Below are 19,941 nucleotides of genomic sequence, written 5' to 3' on the forward strand. Positions count from 1 at the left end.
CCGCCGTTACCCCGTCATTTTCTCAGCTTTGACGCTGCCCGTTTGTGGCGGATGATTTCAACCACGCCTGGCAAAACCGACAGCACAATGATCGCGACAATCAATAGCTTAAGGTTTTCCTGTACCACCGGGAGATCGCCGAACAGGTAGCCTGCATAGGTAAAGAGCAGCACCCACAGCAACGCGCCCGCGACGTTATAGGCGGCAAAATGACGATACGACATCTTCCCCATTCCTGCCACAAAAGGGGCAAAGGTTCTGACGATGGGCACAAAACGCGCAAGAATGATCGTCTTCCCGCCGTGCTTATCATAGAACGCGTGGGTTTTATCCAGGTAGCTACGGCGAAAAATTTTCGAGTTCGGATTACTGAACAGCTTATCGCCAAACACGCGCCCAATCGTATAGTTCACCGCATCGCCCAGTACCGCCGCGACGATCATCAGCATCACCATCAGATGCACGTTCAGATCGTTGGTGGGCAGCGCGGAAAGCGCCCCGGCCACGAACAACAACGAATCGCCCGGCAGAAATGGCGTAACGACCAGCCCCGTCTCGCAAAACAGGATCAAAAACAGGATAGCGTAAACCCAGACGCCGTACTCCGCGACCAGCTCCGCCAGATGCACATCAATATGCAGAATGAAATCAATCAGGAAATAGATCAGATCCATGGGGTTATATGCCTTTATACAATCCACTTAGTCCGCTAAAAACAGCGGGCCCATCGGCATGACCGGAAGATCGAAATGGTCAGGGTAATCTACCGCCACCAGATACAGCCCTTCCGCTTTTGCCGTTGCTGCCGCCAGATTCCGATCCTTTGCAGCAAGCAGTTCTGCTATCCAGCTCTCTGGCCGGTTGTTCGCGCCCACTTCCATCAGACTGCCGACAATATTCCTTACCATATGATGAACAAAGGCATTCGCTTTGATATCAACCACCACGTAAGCACCGTAACGCTCGACGTTAATGTGCATCACGTTACGCCACGGGGTGCGCGACTGACAATGCACCGCCCGAAACGACGTAAAATCATTCTCACCTAACAGCGACTGGGCAGCACGATGCATCCGTGCGGCGTCCAGCGGCAGGTAATAATGGGTCACGCCCTGGCTTAACACTGCCGGACGTAAACGCTGATTGTAGATGACGTAACGGTAACGGCGCGCCGTGGCGCAAAAACGCGCATGAAAGTCATCCGCCACATGTTTAACCCAGCGCACGGCAATGTCACCAGGTAAATTCGCATTTACACCCAGCGTCCATGCCGCATCCTGACGCACGGCGCGCGTTTCAAAATGCACGACCTGGCCGGTGCTGTGAACGCCCGCGTCGGTACGCCCGGCGCAGAAAACGTTAATCGGCTCGTCGGCTACTTTTGAGAGCGCTTTCTCCAGCTTTTCCTGCACGCTGCGCACTTCATTCTGCCGCTGCCAGCCGTAATATTTACTGCCGTCGTACTCAATGCCGAGCGCAATTTTCATGAGCGGCTGCTGTAACACCTCCGTCATGATTACAGGTACTCCTGCACCAGTTTCTCGGCGATTTTGACCGCCATCAGCGCGCCGCCAAAGCGGACGTTATCGGCAACGGACCAGAACTGGACCTGTTCCGGCATCCCGTAGTCGTTGCGCACACAGCCAACTGACAGGTGCGCACTGCCGGAAGCGTCGCCCACCTGGGTCGGGAAATCATTTTCCTCGGACAGGACGATATCTTCACCACGCGCAAAGGCATCACGCGCCTCTTCCGCAGCCAGCGGGCGCATGGCTTCAAAGCTAACCATCTGCGCGTGGCCGTAAAAGACAGAGGAGCGCACGCAGCTCGCGGAAATCATCAGCCCCTCGTCCTGCAAAATTTTGCGCGTCTGATCAACAATGACACGCTCTTCGCGCACGGTGCCTTCGCGATCCGGCACGAACGGCATCAGGTTAAATGCCAGCTGACGGCCAAAGAAATCGTCTTCATCAATTGGGATACCGTTGAGCAGCTTCGCGCTCTGCCCCGCCAGCGCATCCACCGCTTTTTTACCCTGCGCGGAGGCGGAAAGCAGGCTGGTGACGATAATGCGTGACAGTCCGCCGTCATCGATCAGCGGCTTAAGCGCGATCAGCAACTGGCTGGTCTGGCTGTCGGGAACCGCAATGATATTGCGATTGCGGTAGTCGGCCAGCACGAACGGGTTCACCTCCGGCACCACCAGCGGAACGTCTGGCTCAAGGGCGAACAGGCCGCTGGTATCAATCACCAGGCAACCGGCGTTGGCAGCATCCTCGGCATACGTTGCCGCAGCCTCAGCGCCTGCCACGAAAAAGGCCAGTTGCACCTGCGTCCAGTCAAAATCAGCGGCATCTTCCACGCGCACGGTTTTGCCTGCATAGCGCAGGGAATCTCCGGCGCTTTCACTACGCGCGAGGGCGTACAGTTCACCTACCGGAAATTCACGCTCGGCAAGCGTTTCAAGCAAAGCTTCGCCTACGGTGCCCGTAGCGCCCAGTACGGCAATATTCCAGCCTTCAGACATGATGATGTACTCCAGAAATAGCGATGCTCCCCGCCCCATCAGGCAGGGAGTAAAAAAACAGGATTAACGAATGGGGTGATGAACGGCGTTAAAACCGAGCTGATGCAGCAGCGTTGCCGCCTCAGCGTCGTCGCACTGCACATATAATGAAGACCACTCGCGGCGCTCAAGATAATTTTTACGCAGCTTGTCGAACTCACCCGGTACGCCTGCCACTTTTCGCAGCGGCGCATCGTCGCGGCGCACATCATACACCAAATGCACCAGCCTTTTTAGCGTGGCTTGATCGACCGATCCCTGCAAGGTGATGCGGCCAAATTCCGGTGCGGGCAACAGGGTTGCCAGCGCGACCTGCTGGCGTTGACCGATAAACTCGCTAAACGCCTCGAAGACCTGAGTGGTGCCACGCGCTTTGCCTTCCAGCGTGTAACCGGCAATGTGCGGCGTGCCGATATCGACCCGATCCAGCAAGTCGGTCAATAGATCCGGCTCCGGCTCCCAGACGTCCAGCACCACGCTCAGCGCCTGTCCCGCCTGCAAGCAGGCTAACAGTGCGGCGTTATCCACGACCGGTCCGCGACAGGCGTTAATCAGAATGGTGCCGGGTTTCAGGCGACGAATAAGCGCATCGTCTGCCAGATGCAGCGTTTTATACGGCCCGTCTTTATACAGCGGCGTATGGAAAGTCAGCACGTCGGCTTCCTGTACCAGCTCGTCCAGCGAGCGGAAATCGCCTGCATCACCCTGGTCGGCACGTGGCGGATCGCAGAGCAGCGTGCGCACGCCCAGCGCCTCAAGACGCTCGGCCAGACGCCGTCCAACGTTACCCACACCCACGATCCCTACCGTGCGATCGGTGAGGGTAAAGCCATCGCGTTCTGCCAGCATCAGCAGCGAGGAGAAGACATACTCAACGACGGCAATGGCATTACAGCCCGGCGCGGCGGAAAAACCAATTCCCGCCTGCGTCAGCCATGCTTCGTCAACATGATCGGTGCCTGCCGTGGCGGTGCCGACAAATTTAACGCCCTGCCCCGCCAATAGCGCTTCATTCACTTTCGTGACCGAACGTACCATCAGCGCGTCTGCACCCGCCAGCGCCGCCAGCGGGATCGGACGTCCCGGCACCGCTGTTACCTCGCCCAGACGGCTGAACAGTTCACGCGCGTAGGGCATATTTTCATCAACGAGGATTTTCACGATAAAGTACCTGTCTGAAACGAGAGATCATCAGGCAAGTGTGCCATAATCCCGCCGCCAGGCATACTCGCAAACCTGGTTGAGTATGATGACACTAAGGATCCCGAATGACGCAACCCATCTCAGGTATGCCCGCTCGCCCTCCGGGTGATGGACCTGCCACATCTTCAGTCGCCGGAGAGCAGCCGCTTTCCACCCAGCAGCGTACCGTGCTGGAACGCTTAATTACGCGTCTGGTCGCGCTGACTCGCCAACAAAGCGCTGAAGTCTGGGCCGGGATAAAACACGATCTTGGTCTGAAAAATGAGATGCCGCTGCTGTCGCGTCATTTTCCTGCCGCCGAGCAACATCTTACGCAGCGGCTGGATGCGGCTCAGCAGAGCCACAGCAACCGTCAGACGCTGGCGCAGCTCACCGAGCTTTTGAATCTCGGTAATAATCGCCAGGCGGTGAGCGATTTTATCCGCCAGCAATACGGACAAACCGCGCTCAGCCAGCTTTCACCTGAGCAGCTTAAGGGCGTGCTCACGCTACTCCAGAATAACGAGCTATCCATTCCGCAGCCGCAGCAACGGCCAGGGACCGATCGTCCCCTGCTGCCGGCTGAACATAATACGCTTAATCAACTGGTGACGAAGCTGGCGGCGGCCACCGGTGAATCCGGCAAGCTGATCTGGCAGTCAATGCTGGAGCTTTCCGGGGTGAAAACCGGGGAGCTGATCCCGGCCAAACAGTTTACCCATCTGGTGACCTGGCTCCAGGCGCGGCAGACGTTAAGCACGCAGCCTGCGCCAACGCTGCACACGCTTCAGGCCGCGCTCAAGCAGCCGCTGGAACCGCAGGAATGGGATCAGCTTCAGGATCACGCCCGGCAACACTGGCAGGTGACCCCGCAATCTGTACTGACCACGGCACAGGTGCAGGATTTGTTGAATCAGGTCTTTTTGCGCCGGGCAGAACGCCCGCAGCATGCCCCGGAAATTGGCGATATTCAGCCGATCCATCGTCCGTTTGCGCCGTTATATGACACCGTCAAAGCGATGTCAGCGCGTCCCGGTCTGATGTTAATTGCACTGCTCGTGGCTTTCGCTGTGCTGTGGCTGGTGCTGTAAAGGCTTGCCCCTGCGCCAGAACGGCGCAGGGGCGTGATGCTTACTCGGTGGGTTGCGTGGCATTGACCTTATTTGCCGCGATCACAAACGGCAGATAGATAAGCGTTGCCGCGGCCAGACACAGAAGCCCCACCACTAACGCCATCCAGTTTCCTCCGGTACCGAAGAATGCAATTAGTGGGCCGGGCGTGGTCCACGGCACGGCATATGCGATGGGTGGAATAATACCGGTACTAATGAAGATATAACCAATCAGCGAACTGACCATCGGCACCAGGATAAAGGGTATAAGGAATATCGGGTTCAGAACGATGGGCAGCCCAAACATCACCGGCTCGTTAATGTTAAACAGCCCCGGCACAAAAGACATCTTCGCCAGATCGCGGTAATCAGAACGACGCGACGCGATAAAAACCGCGAGCAGCAGTCCCAGCGTCATGCCTGAGCCGCCGTAATTGGCAAAGGCATCGTTGATACCCGTCCAGGTAATCGGGTAAGGCGCGCCCCAGGTATCGCCGTGCTGCGCCGCCCACGACAGGTTTTCCAGATTGGCCTCGGAAAAAATCGATTCACGGATCGCCGCAATGGTATTGGGTCCGTGGATGCCGAGGAACCACAGCAGATTAGACACCACGCCGAGAATAAGTACCGCAAAGATATTGGTCCCCATATTTTTCAGCGGAGCCTGAATGAGCTTGTAGATCAGGTCGTTCAGCCCTTCCGGAGAAAGCATCAGCAACAGGTAATTGAGGATCGAGAAAAGCATCATTACCACGATGATGGGGATCAGCACCTTAAAAGAACGCGCCACCGCGGGTGGAACAGCGTCCGGCATAGTAATGGTGATTTTGGGGTTTTTCGCTAACCGGCAGAATAGTTCGCTGGATAGCATCGCCACGATCACCGCAACAAACAGCCCCTGCGGGCCGAGATATTTGGTGGTCATATAAGTCTGACCGCTGATTTCCTGATATGGCGTATATACCACAAAGAAAGCGCCAATGGCGGTCAAACCGCAGAGCAGATCGTCTTCGTGAAAGCTTTTAGCCATATTTCTGCCCACCAGGAAAGCAATCAGGATCGACATAATATTCACCGAACCATTCATCACTGGCGTAAAAATAGCCTGCGCCTTCTCAAGATTGGGGAATATCGCCTTCAGATGGAGCAAGGTTGCCAGAAAACCATCCGGCGATAATATGGCAAAATTGATTAATACAATGATAGAACTGGCCATCACAATCGGGAACGATAAAATAAACGCATCACGAATTGCAGAGACATGCCGCTGCGAATTCAGTTTAATCGCCACCGGGACCAGGATTTTCTCCATCCCTCGTTCAAACGAGTTCATAAACGACATACTGACTCCTTGCTTTACAAAAACTTACCTCCTTCGGATAGCCACACTTTATTGAACGTTAACCTTTTCTTTTGTTATTTTGATCACATTTAGTTACTGAAACGGGAATAATAACCCTATACCTTGTCCAGTAATATATATAAAACAAAAGCAATTAATACTTCATATTAATAGCATAAATAATTAAAGCCAAAACACTGTGCAATATCAGCTTAAAAATAAGCGTTCAGCTAATAACGTTGATTTTTATCACCCAAACAGCGTTAATTATAAGCAGGCGTCGCTGCTCCTCTGATGGAGGCAGCGACAGGTTTTGATTTACGCTTTACGAAACGATACCAGCGTGACAATAATCCCAACCACTGCGGAGACCGCGCCTGCCAGGAAAACCGATGGGTAGCCGTATGACGTCGCCAGCACTCCCGCCAGCGGGCCGGTGAGTCCCATCGCGATATCCTGGAAGGCCGCGTAGCCTCCCAGTGCCGTGCCACGGACCTGCGGCGGTACGCGCTTCACTACTTCAACCCCCAGCGCCGGGAAAATGAGCGAACATCCGGCCCCCGTCAGCGCTGCGCCAGCCATCGCCACCCAGGAGACGGGTGCCAGCCACAGCAGCGCCAGCCCGGCGGTCTCAACCAGCAGCGAGAAAATAGCGACCCTGACGCCGCCCAGACGATCGGGCATCCAGCCAAACAGGATCCGCACCAGCACGAAAGCACCGCCGAAGGCGGTGAGCGTAAAGCCAGCCATTGACCAGCCGTTACTGGCGAAATAAAGGGAAATAAACGTGCTGATAACGGCAAACCCGACACCCTGCAACGCCAGACCTACGCCTGGCTGCCAGATAAGCCCGACCACGCTCCATAATGAAGGACGCTCCCCGCCGTGCGCAGGCACCTTGCGTACCGTGCCGTTAAAGGCCCAGGCCAGCAGCGGCAGTAACATGGTAACAATCGCCAGCGTGGCAAAACCGTAGCGGTCGTGAATAAACAGCCCCAGCGGCGCACCGGCGGCCAGCGCGCCAAAGATGGCCATCCCATTCCAGGACATCACTTTACCCGAGCGCGCAGGCCCGACCAGCCCCATGCCCCAGGTCAGGGTGCCGGTCAGCAGCTGACTTTCACCAAAACCGAGGATCAGGCGGCCAACGATAAGCAGGCCAAATTTTGCCATTGGATCAACAGGCAACAGCGCCGCCAGCAGCCAGGCACCACCCGCTAACGCGCAGGCGAACATGCCCTGCATCACCGAGCGTTTTGCGCCGTACTGATCGGCCAGACGTCCGGCATAGCCACGGGTTAACACGGTCGCAAGAAACTGAATACCTACGGCCAGGCCCACCATGGTGTTGCCATAACCCAGCTCCTGATGCACAAACAGCGGAATGACCGGCAGCGGGATCCCGACCGTCATATAGGTCAGAAAAACGGCAAAAGCGATGCGAAAAAGCGCGGTATTTCCCGACGTGGAATTGTTCTGAGGTGTTGCAGATGACATGCATTACTCCTAAATGCGAAGTAAGGCGGGAAGAAGCCACGCCCCCTTCACCCAAATAAACAGGATTAAGGTGCGTTGGATAACGTTAAACGCTTACGCATTATCGCGTTGATAATGTTGGGGCGGAATTTTGCCTGCCGGGAGCGAGGATTGTCAACACTCTACGTCATCATTACTTATCACTGCGGGCAAAAGCGCACCGATCCCCTGAGAGTTAAAGAGCGAAATAGCGCGCTGTTTCTGTTCCGCTGTCAGCTGTCTGAAAATAAAGCGCCACGTCTCTTCAAGCGGCAACGTCCCGGCCTCCTCCTCGGCCCGACCGTAAACAGGTTCATTAAGCAGCCAGGGGCGGACATACAGGGGAAACAGAGAAATATGGTACTCCCAGGCTTTTGAACCTTTACGCTTGCGAATAAGGTCTGGTTTGTCCTTCGCCAGTTGATTAAGCCGTTCGCGCACCGAGGGCGCTGTTCCAGGATAGCCGGGCAATGCCAGACACTCCTTCACCGTAAACCACTCTTTTGCCATCAGATCGTTTTCCTTTCCCTGATAAAGAATGTTTTTAACTTTTGCGTCACAAAATATAGTCGATGGGCTTGTATTACCCGTTCTGGTCGACAATTCATCCTGATAAAAAAGAAAGAAACATTCTTTACTAACTTTCTTTTGTGATTTAAGGTGCCTCATTCCTGGCTCAAACAGGTATATCGGCACCGATATAATAGTAAGGATTATTCAATGGAAAGTAAAATCCAGGACTGGCATCGCGCAGATATAAAAAGCGCACTGGAAAAGAAAGGTAAAACGTTGCGCGATTTGTCGCGCGAAGCGGGCCTGTCTCCCGATTCTCTGCGAAATGTTTTCACCCGCCGCTGGGCGAAGGCCGAAGCGATTATTGCCGATGCGCTGGACGTCTCTCCTGAAGTGATATGGCCATCGCGCTATCCCTCCACTAAAAACGACACGCCTGCTGAAAAACATTTGTCTGGAACTGATTCATAATTTAAATATATATAATACTAAACATTATAAATCATATGTAATTACTTCTAACTTTTTTATAACCCGCCCTGCTTCAGCATCTTTTGTAAAAAAGCGCGATCGGCACAGGCGCTTAATAAAACCTGTAACGTAAACACGTAATAGGGATTGTTATGGTCTGGAATAAACGTTCAGCAGGGAATTATGCGAAAGCAAATGCTCATGCTCACTCAATAAGAAAGTGTGCGGAATATACCCGCAAGGCGATTGCGGCGGGAGGTATTAATATCGGGAATACCTTTCATGCGAAAGATTACGGTCCTCTGCTGGAAACAGCAGGATTTAGATCTATCGGACCCTATGAGTCACCGAAGGCTGGCGATGTGGTCGTCATTCAGCCTTATGAAGGGGGTAACCCCAGCGGCCATATGGCTATTTATGACGGGCAGGACTGGTACTCCGATTTTAAACAGCGCGACATGTGGGGAGGCCCAGGCTACAGAGCGGCGCAGCCGGCCTACAAAATATACAGGAAAGAATAATGCGAATACTTTTTATGCTGCTAATGATAGTCACTCTCGGTGGCTGTAGTGCTGCACCTCATGACAGTACTGATACGGTCAGACAGTTTTATCATCACTATATGGCGCGCTACACCGCCGACGACACGACTGCCCTCGATGATTATTCAGATCCACTGTATCAACACTATGTGGCTAACGATGTCATTACCAGGCTGAAATATATCGCCAGTCTTGATGAACAGGAGATCGTCAGCTCGGACTATTTTTTATATGTACAGGATTTTTCACCCGCGTGGGCGGCGACGTTCAGATCAGGAAAAGCAAGCGCATTTCTGGGGGGTGAGCAGGTAGATGTCTGGATCGGCGGTCCGGGAGACCCGGAACAACATCTGAAAGTCTTTACCCGACGGGAAAATGGCACCTGGAAGATTTATCGTGTCAGAGACGAGGGACATCATTATGAGCAGGCCATCTACAGCGCTGGCGCGGTGGCACAGGCAGCGGCGTGGGCAGAGCAGCTAAAGAAAGAAAATATTCCCCCGGCATAACGCCGCCGCAGGTTTCGATGGCGAGCGCTAGCTGTAGAGGTAAAAAACCCGGATACCGCCCAAACAAGTGCCCTGACACTACTTTGCAGCAGAAAAATTAAAGAGCACAAAGCAGGCCCAGCTATTATTCAGCGCATGGAGCAGCATCGGGATGAGCAGTCCACCGTTATTGATCCTCACCGTGCATAAAATGGCTGAAAAAATGAAAAGGTAAATGAACGTGCTTATCGCCGAGTACTGAATGTGGATCAGTGCAAATAGCCCGGACGTGACAATGATGCCTGCCGTTTTTGCATAACGCCCCCAGCCAATGCTGCTATTGAGCACAAATCCGCGGAAAATAATCTCTTCGTTAATCGGCGCAAAGAGGCTTATCGACAGAATAGTTGCCCATTTCACAAAGGGCGTTTGCTGAGGCAGTTCACTAAGCCACGGCTCCGGCTGAGCAAAATAGCCGTGGATATATGTCAGCACAATCAACGCAAATGCAGGCAGCAGAAAATCCTGAAAGGTGAAGCGTCCCAGCGTCAGAAAGGCGTAATGTCGGGAGTATAATTTCCACGCCAGCACGGCGAAAGGGCAAAGGATAACGGCAGTAACAAATGACAATGCCAGCCCTGACTTATAAAGCGCAGTATAACCGGGTAAAAACCATACCAGAAAAAAGCATGCATACCAGCCGATAAACCCTGCCAGGCATGACAATGTATGATTCAGGCGATCTGAGAGGCTATTCATGATTTGTTTTACGGTCCCTGTATTATCTACCCTTAAATGCAAAAAAACTGGCTACATCATATAGCCAGCTTTTGTCCTTTTGCGAAAACCGCCCCGCTTACGCTTTCAGCTTGCGCATAACCAGCGTAGCGTTGGTGCCGCCAAAGCCGAAGCTGTTGGACATTACGGTCGTCAGTTCGCGCTCGGTCGGCTCGGTAACGATGTTCAGACCAGCCGCCTGCTCGTCAAGCTCGTCGATGTTAATGCTCGGCGCGATAAAGCCATGTTCCAGCATCAGCAGCGAGTAGATCGCTTCCTGCACGCCAGCAGCACCCAGAGAGTGACCGGTCATCGCTTTCGTTGCAGAGATAGCCGGAGAGTGGTCACCAAAGACTTCACGGATCGCGCCCAGTTCTTTCACGTCGCCAACCGGGGTGGACGTGCCGTGGGAGTTCAGGTAATCGATAGGGGTATCGACACCGTGCATGGCCATCTGCATGCAACGCACCGCACCTTCACCTGACGGAGCCACCATATCAGCACCGTCAGAGGTTGCGCCATAACCAACGATTTCCGCGTAAATATGCGCACCGCGTGCCAGGGCATGTTCGAGTTCTTCGACCACGACCATACCGCCGCCGCCAGCGATAACAAAACCATCGCGGTGGGTGTCATAAGTACGGGACGCTTTTTCCGGCGTGTCGTTATATTTGGTCGACAGCGCGCCCATAGCGTCAAATTCGCAGGACATTTCCCAGCACAGCTCTTCACCGCCGCCAGCAAATACAATGTCCTGTTTACCCAGTTGGATCTGCTCTACCGCATTGCCGATACAGTGCGCGGAGGTGGCGCACGCGGAGCTGATAGAGTAGTTCACACCGTGGATTTTAAACGGGGTGGCGAGGCAGGCAGACACGCCAGAGGCCATCGCTTTCGTCACGACGTAAGGACCCACGGCTTTCAGACCGCGCGGACCGCGCATGGCGTCTGCACCGAAGACCTGAAATCGTGGGGAGCCGCCGCCGGACCCTGCAATCAGGCCGACACGCGGGTTATTCTGGTAAACCTCGTCAGAGAGACCGGCATCAGCAACAGCCTGCTCCATTGAAAGGTATGCATAGATAGAAGCATCGCTCATAAAGCGCACGACTTTACGATCGATGAGGCCAGTGGTATCCAGTTTTACGTTGCCCCAAACGTGGCTACGCATGCCGGCGTCCTTCAGCTCCTGAGAGAAAGTGATCCCTGAACGTCCTTCACGCAGAGATGCCAGGACTTCCTGCTGGTTATTACCGATGCTGGAAACGATGCCCAGGCCAGTAATCACTGCACGTTTCATTCAATACCTCTGTAAGTCCACTATTTAAAGATTCGAATCGCACAATAGCGTACACTTGTACGCCGAACAAGTCCGATCAGCCAAATTATGTTGAAATTTGCTCCGGCCCGCACACATCGCTAAGATCGTGCTACTACCTGTCAGACGAGTAACTTACGTGAAACATAACGCCATACAACCCGCCAACCTTGAATTCAACAATGAGGGTACACCTGTTTCTCGAGATTTTGATGATGTCTATTTCTCAAACGATAACGGGCTGGAGGAGACGCGTTACGTTTTTCTTGAGGGCAATCAGTTACAGGAACGTTTCACCACGCATTCTCGTCCCTGTTTTGTGGTCGCAGAAAGCGGATTTGGGACCGGACTGAATTTTTTAACGTTGTGGCAGGCGTTTGCCGCCTTTCGCAACGCGCATCCGCAGGCAACTCTGCAACGGCTGCATTTCATTAGTTTCGAGAAATTCCCTCTGCGGGCAGAAGACCTGCGGCTTGCGCACCAGCACTGGCCGGAACTGGCGACCTGGGCGCAGCAGCTTCAGGCCCAGTGGCCGTTGCCGTTTGCCGGATGCCACCGACTGCTACTGGAGGAGGGTCAGATCACGCTTGATCTGTGGTTCGGCGACATTAATGAGCTTACCGATCGGCTGGATGATTCCCTTCAGCAGAGTGTGGATGCCTGGTTTCTGGATGGTTTTGCCCCGGCGAAAAACCCGGATATGTGGACGCCGCAACTATTTGCTGCCATGGCGCGGCTTGCCCGTCCGGGAGGCACGCTGGCCACCTTCACCTCAGCGGGTTTTGTCCGCCGGGGGTTGCAGGAAGCCGGTTTTACCATGCGCAAACGTAAAGGGTTTGGCCGCAAGCGCGAGATGCTGACGGGCGTGATGGAGCAGACGTCTGCGCCTCTCGCTCACGCGCCGTGGTTCGCCCGCACGGGAACGACCGCGCGTGAGGCAGCAATCATCGGTGGAGGCATCGCCAGTGCGTTACTGGCGCTGGCGCTCCTGCGTCGCGGCTGGCAGGTGACGCTTTACTGTGAGGATGCCCTGCCCGCTCAGGGCGCGTCCGGAAACCGCCAGGGCGCGCTCTATCCGTTGATCAGCGCTCACGATCCGGCGCTGGCACGCTTCTTTCCGGCCGCCTTCACCTTTGCCCGCCGTCTTTACGATGCCCTGCCCGTCGCGTTCGATCATGACTGGTGCGGCGTGACCCAGACAGGCTGGGACGTCAAAAGTCAGCAGAAGATAGATCAACTGCTGGAAATGGCCCTGCCACCCGAAATTGCCGTCGCCGTTGACGCTCAGCAGATTGCCCGGACCACCGGCGTCGCCACTGGCTGCGGCGGCGTGCAGTACCCGCTCGGCGGCTGGCTGTGCCCGGCACAGCTCACGGCCGCCGCGCTGGCGCTGGCAACCCGTCACGGCTTGCGCACCGTCTGGCAAAAGCAGTTGGTCACTCTGGAAAAAACGGCAGTCCACTGGCAGTTAGCGTTTGCGGATGGCGACGAGATGCAGCATAAGGTGGTTGTGCTGGCAAACGGGCACAAAATTACCCGTTTCCCCCAGACGGCAACGCTTCCGCTGTACGCCGTCGGCGGTCAGGTGAGTCATATCCCGACCACGCCGTTGCTCTCCCGACTGCGGCAGGTGCTGTGCTATGACGGCTATCTGACGCCGCAAAACCCTAATAATCAGCAGCATTGCATCGGGGCCAGCTACCATCGCGGGCAGGATGAGATTCAGTACACGCAAGCCGATCAGCAGCATAATCGTCAGCGGCTTATTGACTGCTTCCCCGATGCGCCGTGGGCGCAGGACGTGGATGTAAGCGCAGGCGAAGCCCGTTGCGGTGTGCGCAGCGCCACCCGCGATCATTTGCCGATGCTCGGTAACGTACCGGACTACGAGGCTACGCTATGCGCCTATGCCGGACTGGCGGAGAGCAGAGAAAACGCGGCCAGCGCACCGGTTTACGACAATCTGTTTATGCTGGGCGCGCTCGGTTCACGCGGTTTGTGCAGCGCCCCGCTGGCGGCGGAAGTGTTGGCATCGCAGATGAGCGATGACCCCTTGCCGCTGGATGCGGAAACGCTGGCAGCGCTGAACCCTAATCGTTTCTGGGTGAGGAAGTTGTTGAAAGGGAAAAAGGTGAAAACGGCGGTGGAGTGACGGCCGCTCCATCCGCGGATGCCCGGCGGCGCTGCGCTTGCGCGGGCCTACAAGTAATGCTATGGCGTTGATATTGTAGGATTTCGTAGGCCGGGTAAGGCGAAGCCGCCACCCGGCATTATGCGTACAGCGCCAGCCGTTATTTAAACTTCGCCTGCTGATACAACGTATCCCACATCCCCAGCACCAGCGACTGATCGCGCGGAGAAAGCTCACCAGCATGAATCGCGGTTTGCAGACTATTGGTCACCTGCGCGTAAACGGCTTCCGGTGAATGGTCATCGCCACTTTCCAGATCCGCTACCGCCAGTGTCAGGTGCCCTCGCAGATAACCGCTGGCAAATAACTCGTCATCACTGGCGTGCTCAACCATATCATCAATTAATGCCAGGATACGTGATTCAAACTCCGCGATCATCTTCTTTCCTCTTGTCTTAACGTGGCTACAGGTCTTCCGGCCACGGGAACTGTTCTGCCGTCAGCGACGGCGTATGATAATACTGTTGTAATGCCTGAATAAAACGTGCCGGACGTTCCGGGATCCCCTGTTCCAGGTAAGCCATCACCTGCGCATGTACGCGACGCTGGAAAACAATGCGGTCCGGTTCGAATTCGCCTTCCAGGTTGTCGCAACTGACATTAAAGGGATAGCCCGCCGCTACACAGAACAGCCAGTCAAAGGCCTGCGGTTTGACTTCCACATCCTCAAACTTACCCTGCGTGGCCGCATCGCGACCGTCCGGGCAGTACCAGTAACCGAAATCGACCTGCTCACGGCGCGCTTTACCGGCGATGCACCAGTGAGAAATCTCATGCAGCGCGCTGGCGTAGTAGCCATGGGCGAAGACGATGCGGTGATACGGCACGCTGTCGTCAGCAGGAAGATAGATCGGTTCGTCGTCGCCTTTAATCAGACGGGTATTAAAATCATCGGCAAAGCAGCGGTTAAATATCTCAATCAACTGCTCGTAATTATGCGTACTGTTCATTAGTTCATCCCCAACCAGTGGAGGATCTCCTGTCCGTGGCTGTCATAAAGTAATTTGGCGCTCATTACCGCAGAGACGATGACGATCATCGGGCGGATCAACGTTTGTCCTTTACTGAGCACCAGTCTCGACCCCATGCGGGCGCCGATAAATTGTCCAATCAGCATTACAAAGCCCGTCGCCCAAATCACTTTGCCGCCAAGAATAAAAAGCAGCAGGCCACCCACATTGGACGTGGCATTAAGCACTTTGGCGTGAGCGGTGGATTTGGCGAGGTTATATCCGCACAGCGTGACAAATGCCAGGGCATAAAACGACCCCGCGCCGGGGCCAAAAAAACCATCGTAGAAACCCACGCAGCCGCCTGCCACCAGCGCAAACGGCAAGCCGTATAATCGACGCTGGCGATCGTCTTCGCCCAGCTTCGGCATTAATAAAAAATAGAGACCGATGCAAATCACCAGAATCGGCAGGATCTGACGCAGCAAATCTGCTTTAACAAACTGCACCAGCAGCGCGCCGCTGGTCGACCCGATAAAGGTCATCAGAATGTTCAATTTCTGCTCGCCCAGATTCATCACCTTACGGCGAATAAAGTAGAGCGAAGCAGAGAGCGAACCGCCGCAGGCCTGAAGCTTATTGGTGGCCAGCGCCTGTGCAGGCGACATGCCTGCCGCCAGCAGCGCGGGCACCGTCAGTAGTCCCCCGCCGCCGGCCAGCGAGTCGATAAATCCGGCCAGCAAGGCGACAAAAAACATAACCGCCAGCATCAGCGGTGACATCATAAACAGTTGGTTAAACGTATCCATTTACAGTACATGCTCATCCAGTAGCGCCTGACAGGAAGGATGCAGCGGAGGCGGCGTCTTCTTCGCAGGTGTAGTTGTTCCAGGTTTTGCTGGCTCAAACCAGCTTTGCAGTTCGGCTCCACAACCGTCGCCCGGCGGCGGTGGATCCTGATCCTGACACTCCAGACTGTCGGCCGGGCAGCGCAGCCGCACATGCATATGCGCGCGATGCTGGAACCACGGACGGACCTTATTCAGCCAGTCGCGGTCGGTGCCGGCATCCAGACAAAGCTGCTGCTTGATGGCCGGATTGACAAAAATGCGTGTCACTTCGGTATCCTGCGCCGCTAGCTTGATCAGGTTGCTGATGTCCGGCTGCCACAGCGATGAGACCACGTGCTTGCCGTCACGGGAGACGAGGTCCAGCGCCTGCGGCTTCAGAAGCTGCGCTGAGGTCCAGCGCGTTTTCGGCAGCTGCAGAAAGATATCGACATCCAGCCCCGACTGGTGGCTGGCGTGGCCGCCGTTAAAGCGTCCGCCTGCCGGCATCCCCATATCGCCAATCAGCACCGTTCCCATGCCGAGATTATGCACCCGGCTGGTCAGACGCTGAATAAACAGCAGCAGATCCGGATGGCCGAAGTAGCGACGCTGATCGGTGCGCATCACCTGATAGTCGTCCGATTCAAGCGGTAGCGCCTGCGCGCCAATAATGCAGCCGTTAGCAAACGCGCCAATTGACTGCGGACTACCGGGGATCGGCTGGGTAATTTTCTGCCACGGTGTTGCCGCCGGGGCTGTGGCGCTGGCGACCAGCGCCAGCAGTGCAAGAAGCGCTTTTTTCATGGTTACCAGCGTGGAAGCGTTGTCGTGACGTCAGCGTTTTGCGCGCGCTGACGCATCAGATGGTCCATCAGCACAATTGCCAGCATCGCTTCGGCAATCGGCACGGCGCGGATGCCAACGCACGGGTCGTGGCGACCTTTAGTGATCATCTCCACTTCCTCGCCGCTACGGTTGAGGGTGCGCCCCGGCACGGTAATACTGGAGGTGGGCTTCAGCGCGATGTTGGCAACAATCTGCTGGCCGCTGCTAATGCCGCCGAGAATGCCGCCCGCATGGTTGCTCTGGAAACCCGCCTGAGTGATCTCATCGCGGTTCTGACTGCCGCGCAGGGCGACTACCTCAAAACCATCGCCGATTTCGACCCCTTTCACCGCGTTAATGCTCATTAGCGCGTGGGCAATGTCGGCATCCAGACGATCGAATACCGGCTCACCCAACCCCGGCGGCACGCCATCCGCGACGACAGTAACTTTTGCGCCAATAGAGTCGCCCTCTTTTTTCAGGCCGCGCATCAGCTCATCCAGCGCCTCGATGTTATCCGGATCGGCACAGAAGAACGGGTTCTGCTCAACCTGATCCCAGTCTTTGATCGCCAGTGGAATATCGCCCATCTGGGTCAGGCAGCCGCGAATAACAATGCCGAATTTCTGCGCCAGGTATTTTTTGGCGATCGCCCCTGCCGCTACGCGCATGGCCGTTTCGCGGGCAGAAGAACGCCCGCCGCCACGATAGTCGCGCAGGCCATATTTTTGCTCATAGGTATAGTCAGCATGCCCCGGACGGAACAGATCTTTGATGGCACCGTAATCCTGCGAGCGCTGGTCGGTATTTTCGATCAGCAGACCAATACTGGTCCCGGTGGTCACCCCGTCAAAAACGCCGGACAGAATTTTGACCTGATCCGGTTCGCGGCGCTGGGTGGTGTAGCGCGAGGTGCCTGGACGGCGGCGGTCCAGGTCGTGTTGCAGATCGGCTTCGGTCAGCGGAATGCCCGGCGGCACGCCATCCACAATGCAGCCAAGCGCCAGACCATGCGATTCACCGAAGGTGGTTACGCGAAAAAGTTGTCCAATACTGTTTCCTGCCATCACGGCTCCGTTGTCGTTGTTGTGTTGTTGAGCGCCGGATTAGTCTTTGTAGATGCTGAAATATTCGCGCGCCGCCACCAGCTGCGCTTTGGTCAGCATAAAGACGCCGTCACCGCCGTTATCAAACTCCAGCCAGGTGAACGGCACATCCGGGTATTGTTCCATCAGATGTACCATGCTGTTACCCACTTCACAAATCAGAATGCCGTCGTCAGTGAGATAGTCCGGGGCGCAGGCGAGAATGCGACGCGTCAGCTTCAGACCGTCGCTGCCGGAGGCAAGACCCAGTTCCGGCTCGTGGCGATACTCATTCGGCAGGTCGGACATATCTTCCGCATCCACGTACGGCGGATTGGTGACGATCAGATCGTACTGCAACGTCGGCAGATCGCGGAACAGATCGGAACGGATCGGCGTCACCTGATTGATCAGGCCATGTTCTTCGATATTGTGCTCGGCCACCGCCAGCGCTTCCGGCGAAATATCAACCGCATCTACTTCGGCTTCCGGGAACGCATATGCACACGCGACAGCGATACAGCTGCTGCCGGTACACATATCCAGAATGTGCTGCGGTGCATGGCTAATCAACCCGGCAAAGCGGTTGTTAATCAGTTCACCGATTGGCGAACGCGGCACCAGCACGCGCTCGTCAACATAGAATTCGTGGCCGCAGAACCACGCTTTATTCGTGAGGTAGGCGACCGGGATACGCTCGTTGACCCGGCGGATCACCCGCTCCACGATGCGGTGTTTTTCGCTGGAGGTCAGGCGCGCGCTGCGCATATCTTCCGGAATATCCAGCGGTAACCAGAGCGTCGGCAGTACCAGTTGCACGGCTTCATCCCACGGGTTATCGGTGCCGTGGCCGTACCAGATATTTGCCGCGCTGAAACGGCTAACCGACCAGCGCAGCATGTCCTGAATGGTTTGCAGCTCGTTTACCGCTTCATCAACAAAAATTTTATCCATCGTGCTCTCCAGGGCATGCTCGCATTAAATTCGGCGGCTAGTTTGCCACGAAGACGGTGATAAATCAGCATTCACGCGCGGTCGAAACGGGGAAAAAATGCGTTTTCGCTGAACAGGCCGCCCCGGAGTCGGGTAAACTACCCGAAAGTGTTGATGAGACTGTGAAATGAAAAAGAAAGAACCACTGACCGGGGAGGATAAGGCGCTGTTCCGTCAGTTGATGACCGGCACGCGCCAGATTAAGCAGGACACCATTGTTCATCGCCCCATCCGTAAAAAAATCACCGAAGTGCCGGTAAAGCGGCTTATTCAGGAGCAGGCCGACGCCAGCCATTTCTTTTCCGATGAATTCCAGCCGTTGCTGAATACTAACGGGCCGGTGAAATACGTGCGCGAGGATGTCAGCCATTTCGAGCTGAAAAAGCTGCGGCGCGGCGATTACTCACCGGAACTGTTTCTGGATCTGCACGGATTAACGCAACAACAGGCGAAGCAGGAGCTGGGCGCACTGATTGCCGCCTGCCGTCGCGAGCATGTTTTTTGCGCCTGCGTTATGCACGGCCACGGCAAACATATCCTTAAGCAGCAAACGCCGCTATGGCTGGCCCAGCATCCACATGTGATGGCCTTTCATCAGGCGTCAAAAGAGTACGGCGGAGATGCCGCATTGCTGGTACTGATTGAAGTGGAAGAGTGGCAGCCACCGGAGCTGCCATAGAGATCTGGCGGGTTGCTTAAACGCTACCCGCCGAGCATCAGATCGCTTTTGGCATCTTCAGATTGCAGGGGTTCATCTGCCAGTTGAAGGTACCTTTGCCGTCAGCATCAAGGGTGACGCTGGCAATTGCCGAGGTGGAGAACATCGGCGGCGTTTCGCCAGGGCAGAGTTCAGCCACCAGATAGCCGACCAGCGGCAGGTGAGAGACCACCAGTGCCGACGTTACGCCTTCATCGGCCAGCATCTGAAGATACGCATGTACCTGACCGACATCGCCGCCGGGCGTAAGCTCGGGCAGCACATCGACTTTTGCAGGCAGGTGCATACACTCCCCTACCACATCCAGCGTTTGTTCAGCGCGTAAGTACGGGCTGACCAGAACGCGTCCAATATTCACTTTTTGACCTTTCAGCCAGGTTGCCATGAGACGGGATTCATCACAACCACAATGGGTTAATGGACGAGCCGAGTCGCTGGCAGCCTCGAGAGCTGCGTCGCCGTGACGCATGATAAAAACTTGCATATTGCACCGCTTTTGTTAACCAGAAGCACCAGGATTTTC

The 19,941-nt window shown here is 55.4% G+C and carries 22 protein-coding genes; 6 read left to right on the top strand and 16 right to left on the bottom strand.

Annotated features, from left to right (window positions below; genetic code table 11):
- Positions 1-14: 14 nt before the first annotated feature.
- The 4 genes from ACMGGS_RS22160 to pdxB all read right to left on the bottom strand — a co-directional run bounded on the left by ACMGGS_RS22160 (position 15) and on the right by pdxB (position 3,727).
- The gene (locus tag ACMGGS_RS22160; RefSeq protein WP_176920311.1) at positions 15-674 is read right to left on the bottom strand and encodes a DedA family protein; all 660 of its coding nucleotides are present in this window, start codon (positions 672-674) and stop codon (positions 15-17) included.
- 27 nt (positions 675-701) lie between these two features.
- Positions 702-1,514 (bottom strand): tRNA pseudouridine(38-40) synthase TruA, encoded by an 813-nt coding sequence (gene truA / locus ACMGGS_RS22165; protein ID WP_176920310.1) that lies wholly within the window; start codon positions 1,512-1,514, stop codon positions 702-704.
- A 2-nt stretch (positions 1,515-1,516) separates the two neighbouring features.
- On the bottom strand, positions 1,517-2,527 hold the full coding sequence (locus tag ACMGGS_RS22170) for an aspartate-semialdehyde dehydrogenase (RefSeq protein WP_414164400.1): 1,011 nt from the start codon (positions 2,525-2,527) through the stop codon (positions 1,517-1,519).
- A gap of 63 nt (positions 2,528-2,590) precedes the next feature.
- The gene (gene pdxB, locus ACMGGS_RS22175) at positions 2,591-3,727 is read right to left on the bottom strand and encodes a 4-phosphoerythronate dehydrogenase PdxB (RefSeq protein WP_414164401.1); all 1,137 of its coding nucleotides are present in this window, start codon (positions 3,725-3,727) and stop codon (positions 2,591-2,593) included.
- A gap of 107 nt (positions 3,728-3,834) precedes the next feature.
- Between pdxB and flk the strand changes: the two genes are divergently transcribed.
- Positions 3,835-4,839, top strand: coding sequence for a flagella biosynthesis regulator Flk (flk, locus tag ACMGGS_RS22180; RefSeq protein ID WP_414164402.1), 1,005 nt, complete (start codon positions 3,835-3,837; stop codon positions 4,837-4,839).
- Positions 4,840-4,879: 40 nt separating this feature from the next.
- Here flk and ACMGGS_RS22185 read toward each other — a convergent pair whose 3' ends face one another.
- The 3 genes from ACMGGS_RS22185 to ACMGGS_RS22195 all read right to left on the bottom strand — a co-directional run bounded on the left by ACMGGS_RS22185 (position 4,880) and on the right by ACMGGS_RS22195 (position 8,227).
- Positions 4,880-6,202, bottom strand: coding sequence for a PTS sugar transporter subunit IIC (locus tag ACMGGS_RS22185; protein WP_414164403.1), 1,323 nt, complete (start codon positions 6,200-6,202; stop codon positions 4,880-4,882).
- 318 nt (positions 6,203-6,520) lie between these two features.
- The gene (locus tag ACMGGS_RS22190) at positions 6,521-7,699 is read right to left on the bottom strand and encodes an MFS transporter (RefSeq protein WP_414164404.1); all 1,179 of its coding nucleotides are present in this window, start codon (positions 7,697-7,699) and stop codon (positions 6,521-6,523) included.
- A gap of 153 nt (positions 7,700-7,852) precedes the next feature.
- The gene (locus ACMGGS_RS22195; protein ID WP_414164405.1) at positions 7,853-8,227 is read right to left on the bottom strand and encodes a hypothetical protein; all 375 of its coding nucleotides are present in this window, start codon (positions 8,225-8,227) and stop codon (positions 7,853-7,855) included.
- Positions 8,228-8,437: 210 nt separating this feature from the next.
- Between ACMGGS_RS22195 and ACMGGS_RS22200 the strand changes: the two genes are divergently transcribed.
- From ACMGGS_RS22200 to ACMGGS_RS22210, 3 genes are all read left to right on the top strand, one after another.
- A complete protein-coding gene (locus ACMGGS_RS22200; RefSeq protein WP_414164406.1) occupies positions 8,438-8,701 on the top strand; it encodes a helix-turn-helix domain-containing protein in 264 nt (87 codons plus the stop codon).
- A gap of 152 nt (positions 8,702-8,853) precedes the next feature.
- Complete coding sequence (locus tag ACMGGS_RS22205; RefSeq protein WP_414164407.1) at positions 8,854-9,222, top strand: hypothetical protein; 369 nt, start codon at positions 8,854-8,856, stop codon at positions 9,220-9,222.
- A complete protein-coding gene (locus ACMGGS_RS22210; RefSeq protein WP_414164408.1) occupies positions 9,222-9,752 on the top strand; it encodes a YbjP/YqhG family protein in 531 nt (176 codons plus the stop codon). Before ACMGGS_RS22205 ends, ACMGGS_RS22210 begins: the two co-directional genes overlap by 1 nt.
- 78 nt (positions 9,753-9,830) lie before the next feature.
- Here ACMGGS_RS22210 and ACMGGS_RS22215 read toward each other — a convergent pair whose 3' ends face one another.
- Both ACMGGS_RS22215 and fabB read right to left on the bottom strand, forming a co-directional pair.
- The gene (locus tag ACMGGS_RS22215) at positions 9,831-10,490 is read right to left on the bottom strand and encodes a lysostaphin resistance A-like protein (protein ID WP_414164409.1); all 660 of its coding nucleotides are present in this window, start codon (positions 10,488-10,490) and stop codon (positions 9,831-9,833) included.
- 97 nt (positions 10,491-10,587) lie between these two features.
- Positions 10,588-11,808, bottom strand: coding sequence for a beta-ketoacyl-ACP synthase I (gene fabB / locus ACMGGS_RS22220; RefSeq protein WP_176920302.1), 1,221 nt, complete (start codon positions 11,806-11,808; stop codon positions 10,588-10,590).
- A gap of 157 nt (positions 11,809-11,965) precedes the next feature.
- On the opposite strand from fabB, the gene mnmC reads away from it, so the two are divergent.
- A complete protein-coding gene (mnmC, locus tag ACMGGS_RS22225; RefSeq protein ID WP_414164410.1) occupies positions 11,966-13,978 on the top strand; it encodes a bifunctional tRNA (5-methylaminomethyl-2-thiouridine)(34)-methyltransferase MnmD/FAD-dependent 5-carboxymethylaminomethyl-2-thiouridine(34) oxidoreductase MnmC in 2,013 nt (670 codons plus the stop codon).
- Between the two features lie 139 nt (positions 13,979-14,117).
- On the opposite strand, the gene ACMGGS_RS22230 is transcribed toward mnmC, so the two are convergent.
- From ACMGGS_RS22230 to prmB, 6 genes are read right to left on the bottom strand one after another with little or no spacing between them, the layout of a single operon-like run.
- On the bottom strand, positions 14,118-14,396 hold the full coding sequence (locus ACMGGS_RS22230; RefSeq protein WP_194206274.1) for a YfcL family protein: 279 nt from the start codon (positions 14,394-14,396) through the stop codon (positions 14,118-14,120).
- Positions 14,397-14,421: 25 nt separating this feature from the next.
- Positions 14,422-14,967, bottom strand: a complete 546-nt coding sequence (locus ACMGGS_RS22235) for an elongation factor P hydroxylase (protein WP_414164411.1) — start codon at positions 14,965-14,967, stop codon at positions 14,422-14,424.
- Positions 14,967-15,776 (bottom strand): sulfite exporter TauE/SafE family protein, encoded by an 810-nt coding sequence (locus ACMGGS_RS22240; protein WP_414164412.1) that lies wholly within the window; start codon positions 15,774-15,776, stop codon positions 14,967-14,969. Before ACMGGS_RS22240 ends, ACMGGS_RS22235 begins: the two co-directional genes overlap by 1 nt.
- Entirely contained in the window at positions 15,777-16,601 is an 825-nt protein-coding gene (mepA, locus tag ACMGGS_RS22245) for a penicillin-insensitive murein endopeptidase (protein WP_414164413.1), read from the bottom strand. It lies immediately after the preceding gene.
- Positions 16,602-16,603: 2 nt separating this feature from the next.
- Positions 16,604-17,689 carry a chorismate synthase gene (aroC, locus tag ACMGGS_RS22250; protein ID WP_414164414.1) on the bottom strand — a complete coding sequence of 362 codons (1,086 nt, stop codon included), beginning with the start codon at positions 17,687-17,689 and terminating at the stop codon, positions 16,604-16,606.
- A 39-nt stretch (positions 17,690-17,728) separates the two neighbouring features.
- Positions 17,729-18,661, bottom strand: coding sequence for a 50S ribosomal protein L3 N(5)-glutamine methyltransferase (prmB, locus tag ACMGGS_RS22255; RefSeq protein ID WP_176920295.1), 933 nt, complete (start codon positions 18,659-18,661; stop codon positions 17,729-17,731).
- Between the two features lie 166 nt (positions 18,662-18,827).
- Between prmB and smrB the strand changes: the two genes are divergently transcribed.
- Entirely contained in the window at positions 18,828-19,379 is a 552-nt protein-coding gene (gene smrB, locus ACMGGS_RS22260) for an endonuclease SmrB (RefSeq protein ID WP_176920294.1), read from the top strand.
- A gap of 37 nt (positions 19,380-19,416) precedes the next feature.
- On the opposite strand, the gene sixA is transcribed toward smrB, so the two are convergent.
- A complete protein-coding gene (sixA, locus tag ACMGGS_RS22265) occupies positions 19,417-19,902 on the bottom strand; it encodes a phosphohistidine phosphatase SixA (RefSeq protein ID WP_176920293.1) in 486 nt (161 codons plus the stop codon).
- Positions 19,903-19,941: the final 39 nt, after the last annotated feature.

Source organism: Superficieibacter sp. BNK-5, from assembly GCF_047456055.1.
Lineage (GTDB): Bacteria > Pseudomonadota > Gammaproteobacteria > Enterobacterales > Enterobacteriaceae > Superficieibacter.

Excerpts from the sequence above, each read along its gene's own strand:
- ACMGGS_RS22160 (WP_176920311.1), bottom strand. The coding sequence starts at position 674 with ATGGATCTGATCTATTTCCTGATTGATTTCATTCTGCATATTGATGTG.
- truA (WP_176920310.1), bottom strand. The coding sequence starts at position 1,514 with ATGACGGAGGTGTTACAGCAGCCGCTCATGAAAATTGCGCTCGGCATT.
- ACMGGS_RS22170 (WP_414164400.1), bottom strand. The coding sequence starts at position 2,527 with ATGTCTGAAGGCTGGAATATTGCCGTACTGGGCGCTACGGGCACCGTA.
- flk (WP_414164402.1), top strand. The coding sequence starts at position 3,835 with ATGACGCAACCCATCTCAGGTATGCCCGCTCGCCCTCCGGGTGATGGA.
- ACMGGS_RS22185 (WP_414164403.1), bottom strand. The coding sequence starts at position 6,202 with ATGTCGTTTATGAACTCGTTTGAACGAGGGATGGAGAAAATCCTGGTC.
- ACMGGS_RS22190 (WP_414164404.1), bottom strand. The coding sequence starts at position 7,699 with ATGTCATCTGCAACACCTCAGAACAATTCCACGTCGGGAAATACCGCG.
- ACMGGS_RS22195 (WP_414164405.1), bottom strand. The coding sequence starts at position 8,227 with ATGGCAAAAGAGTGGTTTACGGTGAAGGAGTGTCTGGCATTGCCCGGC.
- ACMGGS_RS22200 (WP_414164406.1), top strand. The coding sequence starts at position 8,438 with ATGGAAAGTAAAATCCAGGACTGGCATCGCGCAGATATAAAAAGCGCA.
- ACMGGS_RS22205 (WP_414164407.1), top strand. The coding sequence starts at position 8,854 with ATGGTCTGGAATAAACGTTCAGCAGGGAATTATGCGAAAGCAAATGCT.
- ACMGGS_RS22210 (WP_414164408.1), top strand. The coding sequence starts at position 9,222 with ATGCGAATACTTTTTATGCTGCTAATGATAGTCACTCTCGGTGGCTGT.
- ACMGGS_RS22215 (WP_414164409.1), bottom strand. The coding sequence starts at position 10,490 with ATGAATAGCCTCTCAGATCGCCTGAATCATACATTGTCATGCCTGGCA.
- fabB (WP_176920302.1), bottom strand. The coding sequence starts at position 11,808 with ATGAAACGTGCAGTGATTACTGGCCTGGGCATCGTTTCCAGCATCGGT.
- ACMGGS_RS22230 (WP_194206274.1), bottom strand. The coding sequence starts at position 14,396 with ATGATCGCGGAGTTTGAATCACGTATCCTGGCATTAATTGATGATATG.
- ACMGGS_RS22235 (WP_414164411.1), bottom strand. The coding sequence starts at position 14,967 with ATGAACAGTACGCATAATTACGAGCAGTTGATTGAGATATTTAACCGC.
- ACMGGS_RS22240 (WP_414164412.1), bottom strand. The coding sequence starts at position 15,776 with ATGGATACGTTTAACCAACTGTTTATGATGTCACCGCTGATGCTGGCG.
- mepA (WP_414164413.1), bottom strand. The coding sequence starts at position 16,601 with ATGAAAAAAGCGCTTCTTGCACTGCTGGCGCTGGTCGCCAGCGCCACA.
- aroC (WP_414164414.1), bottom strand. The coding sequence starts at position 17,689 with ATGGCAGGAAACAGTATTGGACAACTTTTTCGCGTAACCACCTTCGGT.
- prmB (WP_176920295.1), bottom strand. The coding sequence starts at position 18,661 with ATGGATAAAATTTTTGTTGATGAAGCGGTAAACGAGCTGCAAACCATT.
- smrB (WP_176920294.1), top strand. The coding sequence starts at position 18,828 with ATGAAAAAGAAAGAACCACTGACCGGGGAGGATAAGGCGCTGTTCCGT.
- sixA (WP_176920293.1), bottom strand. The coding sequence starts at position 19,902 with ATGCAAGTTTTTATCATGCGTCACGGCGACGCAGCTCTCGAGGCTGCC.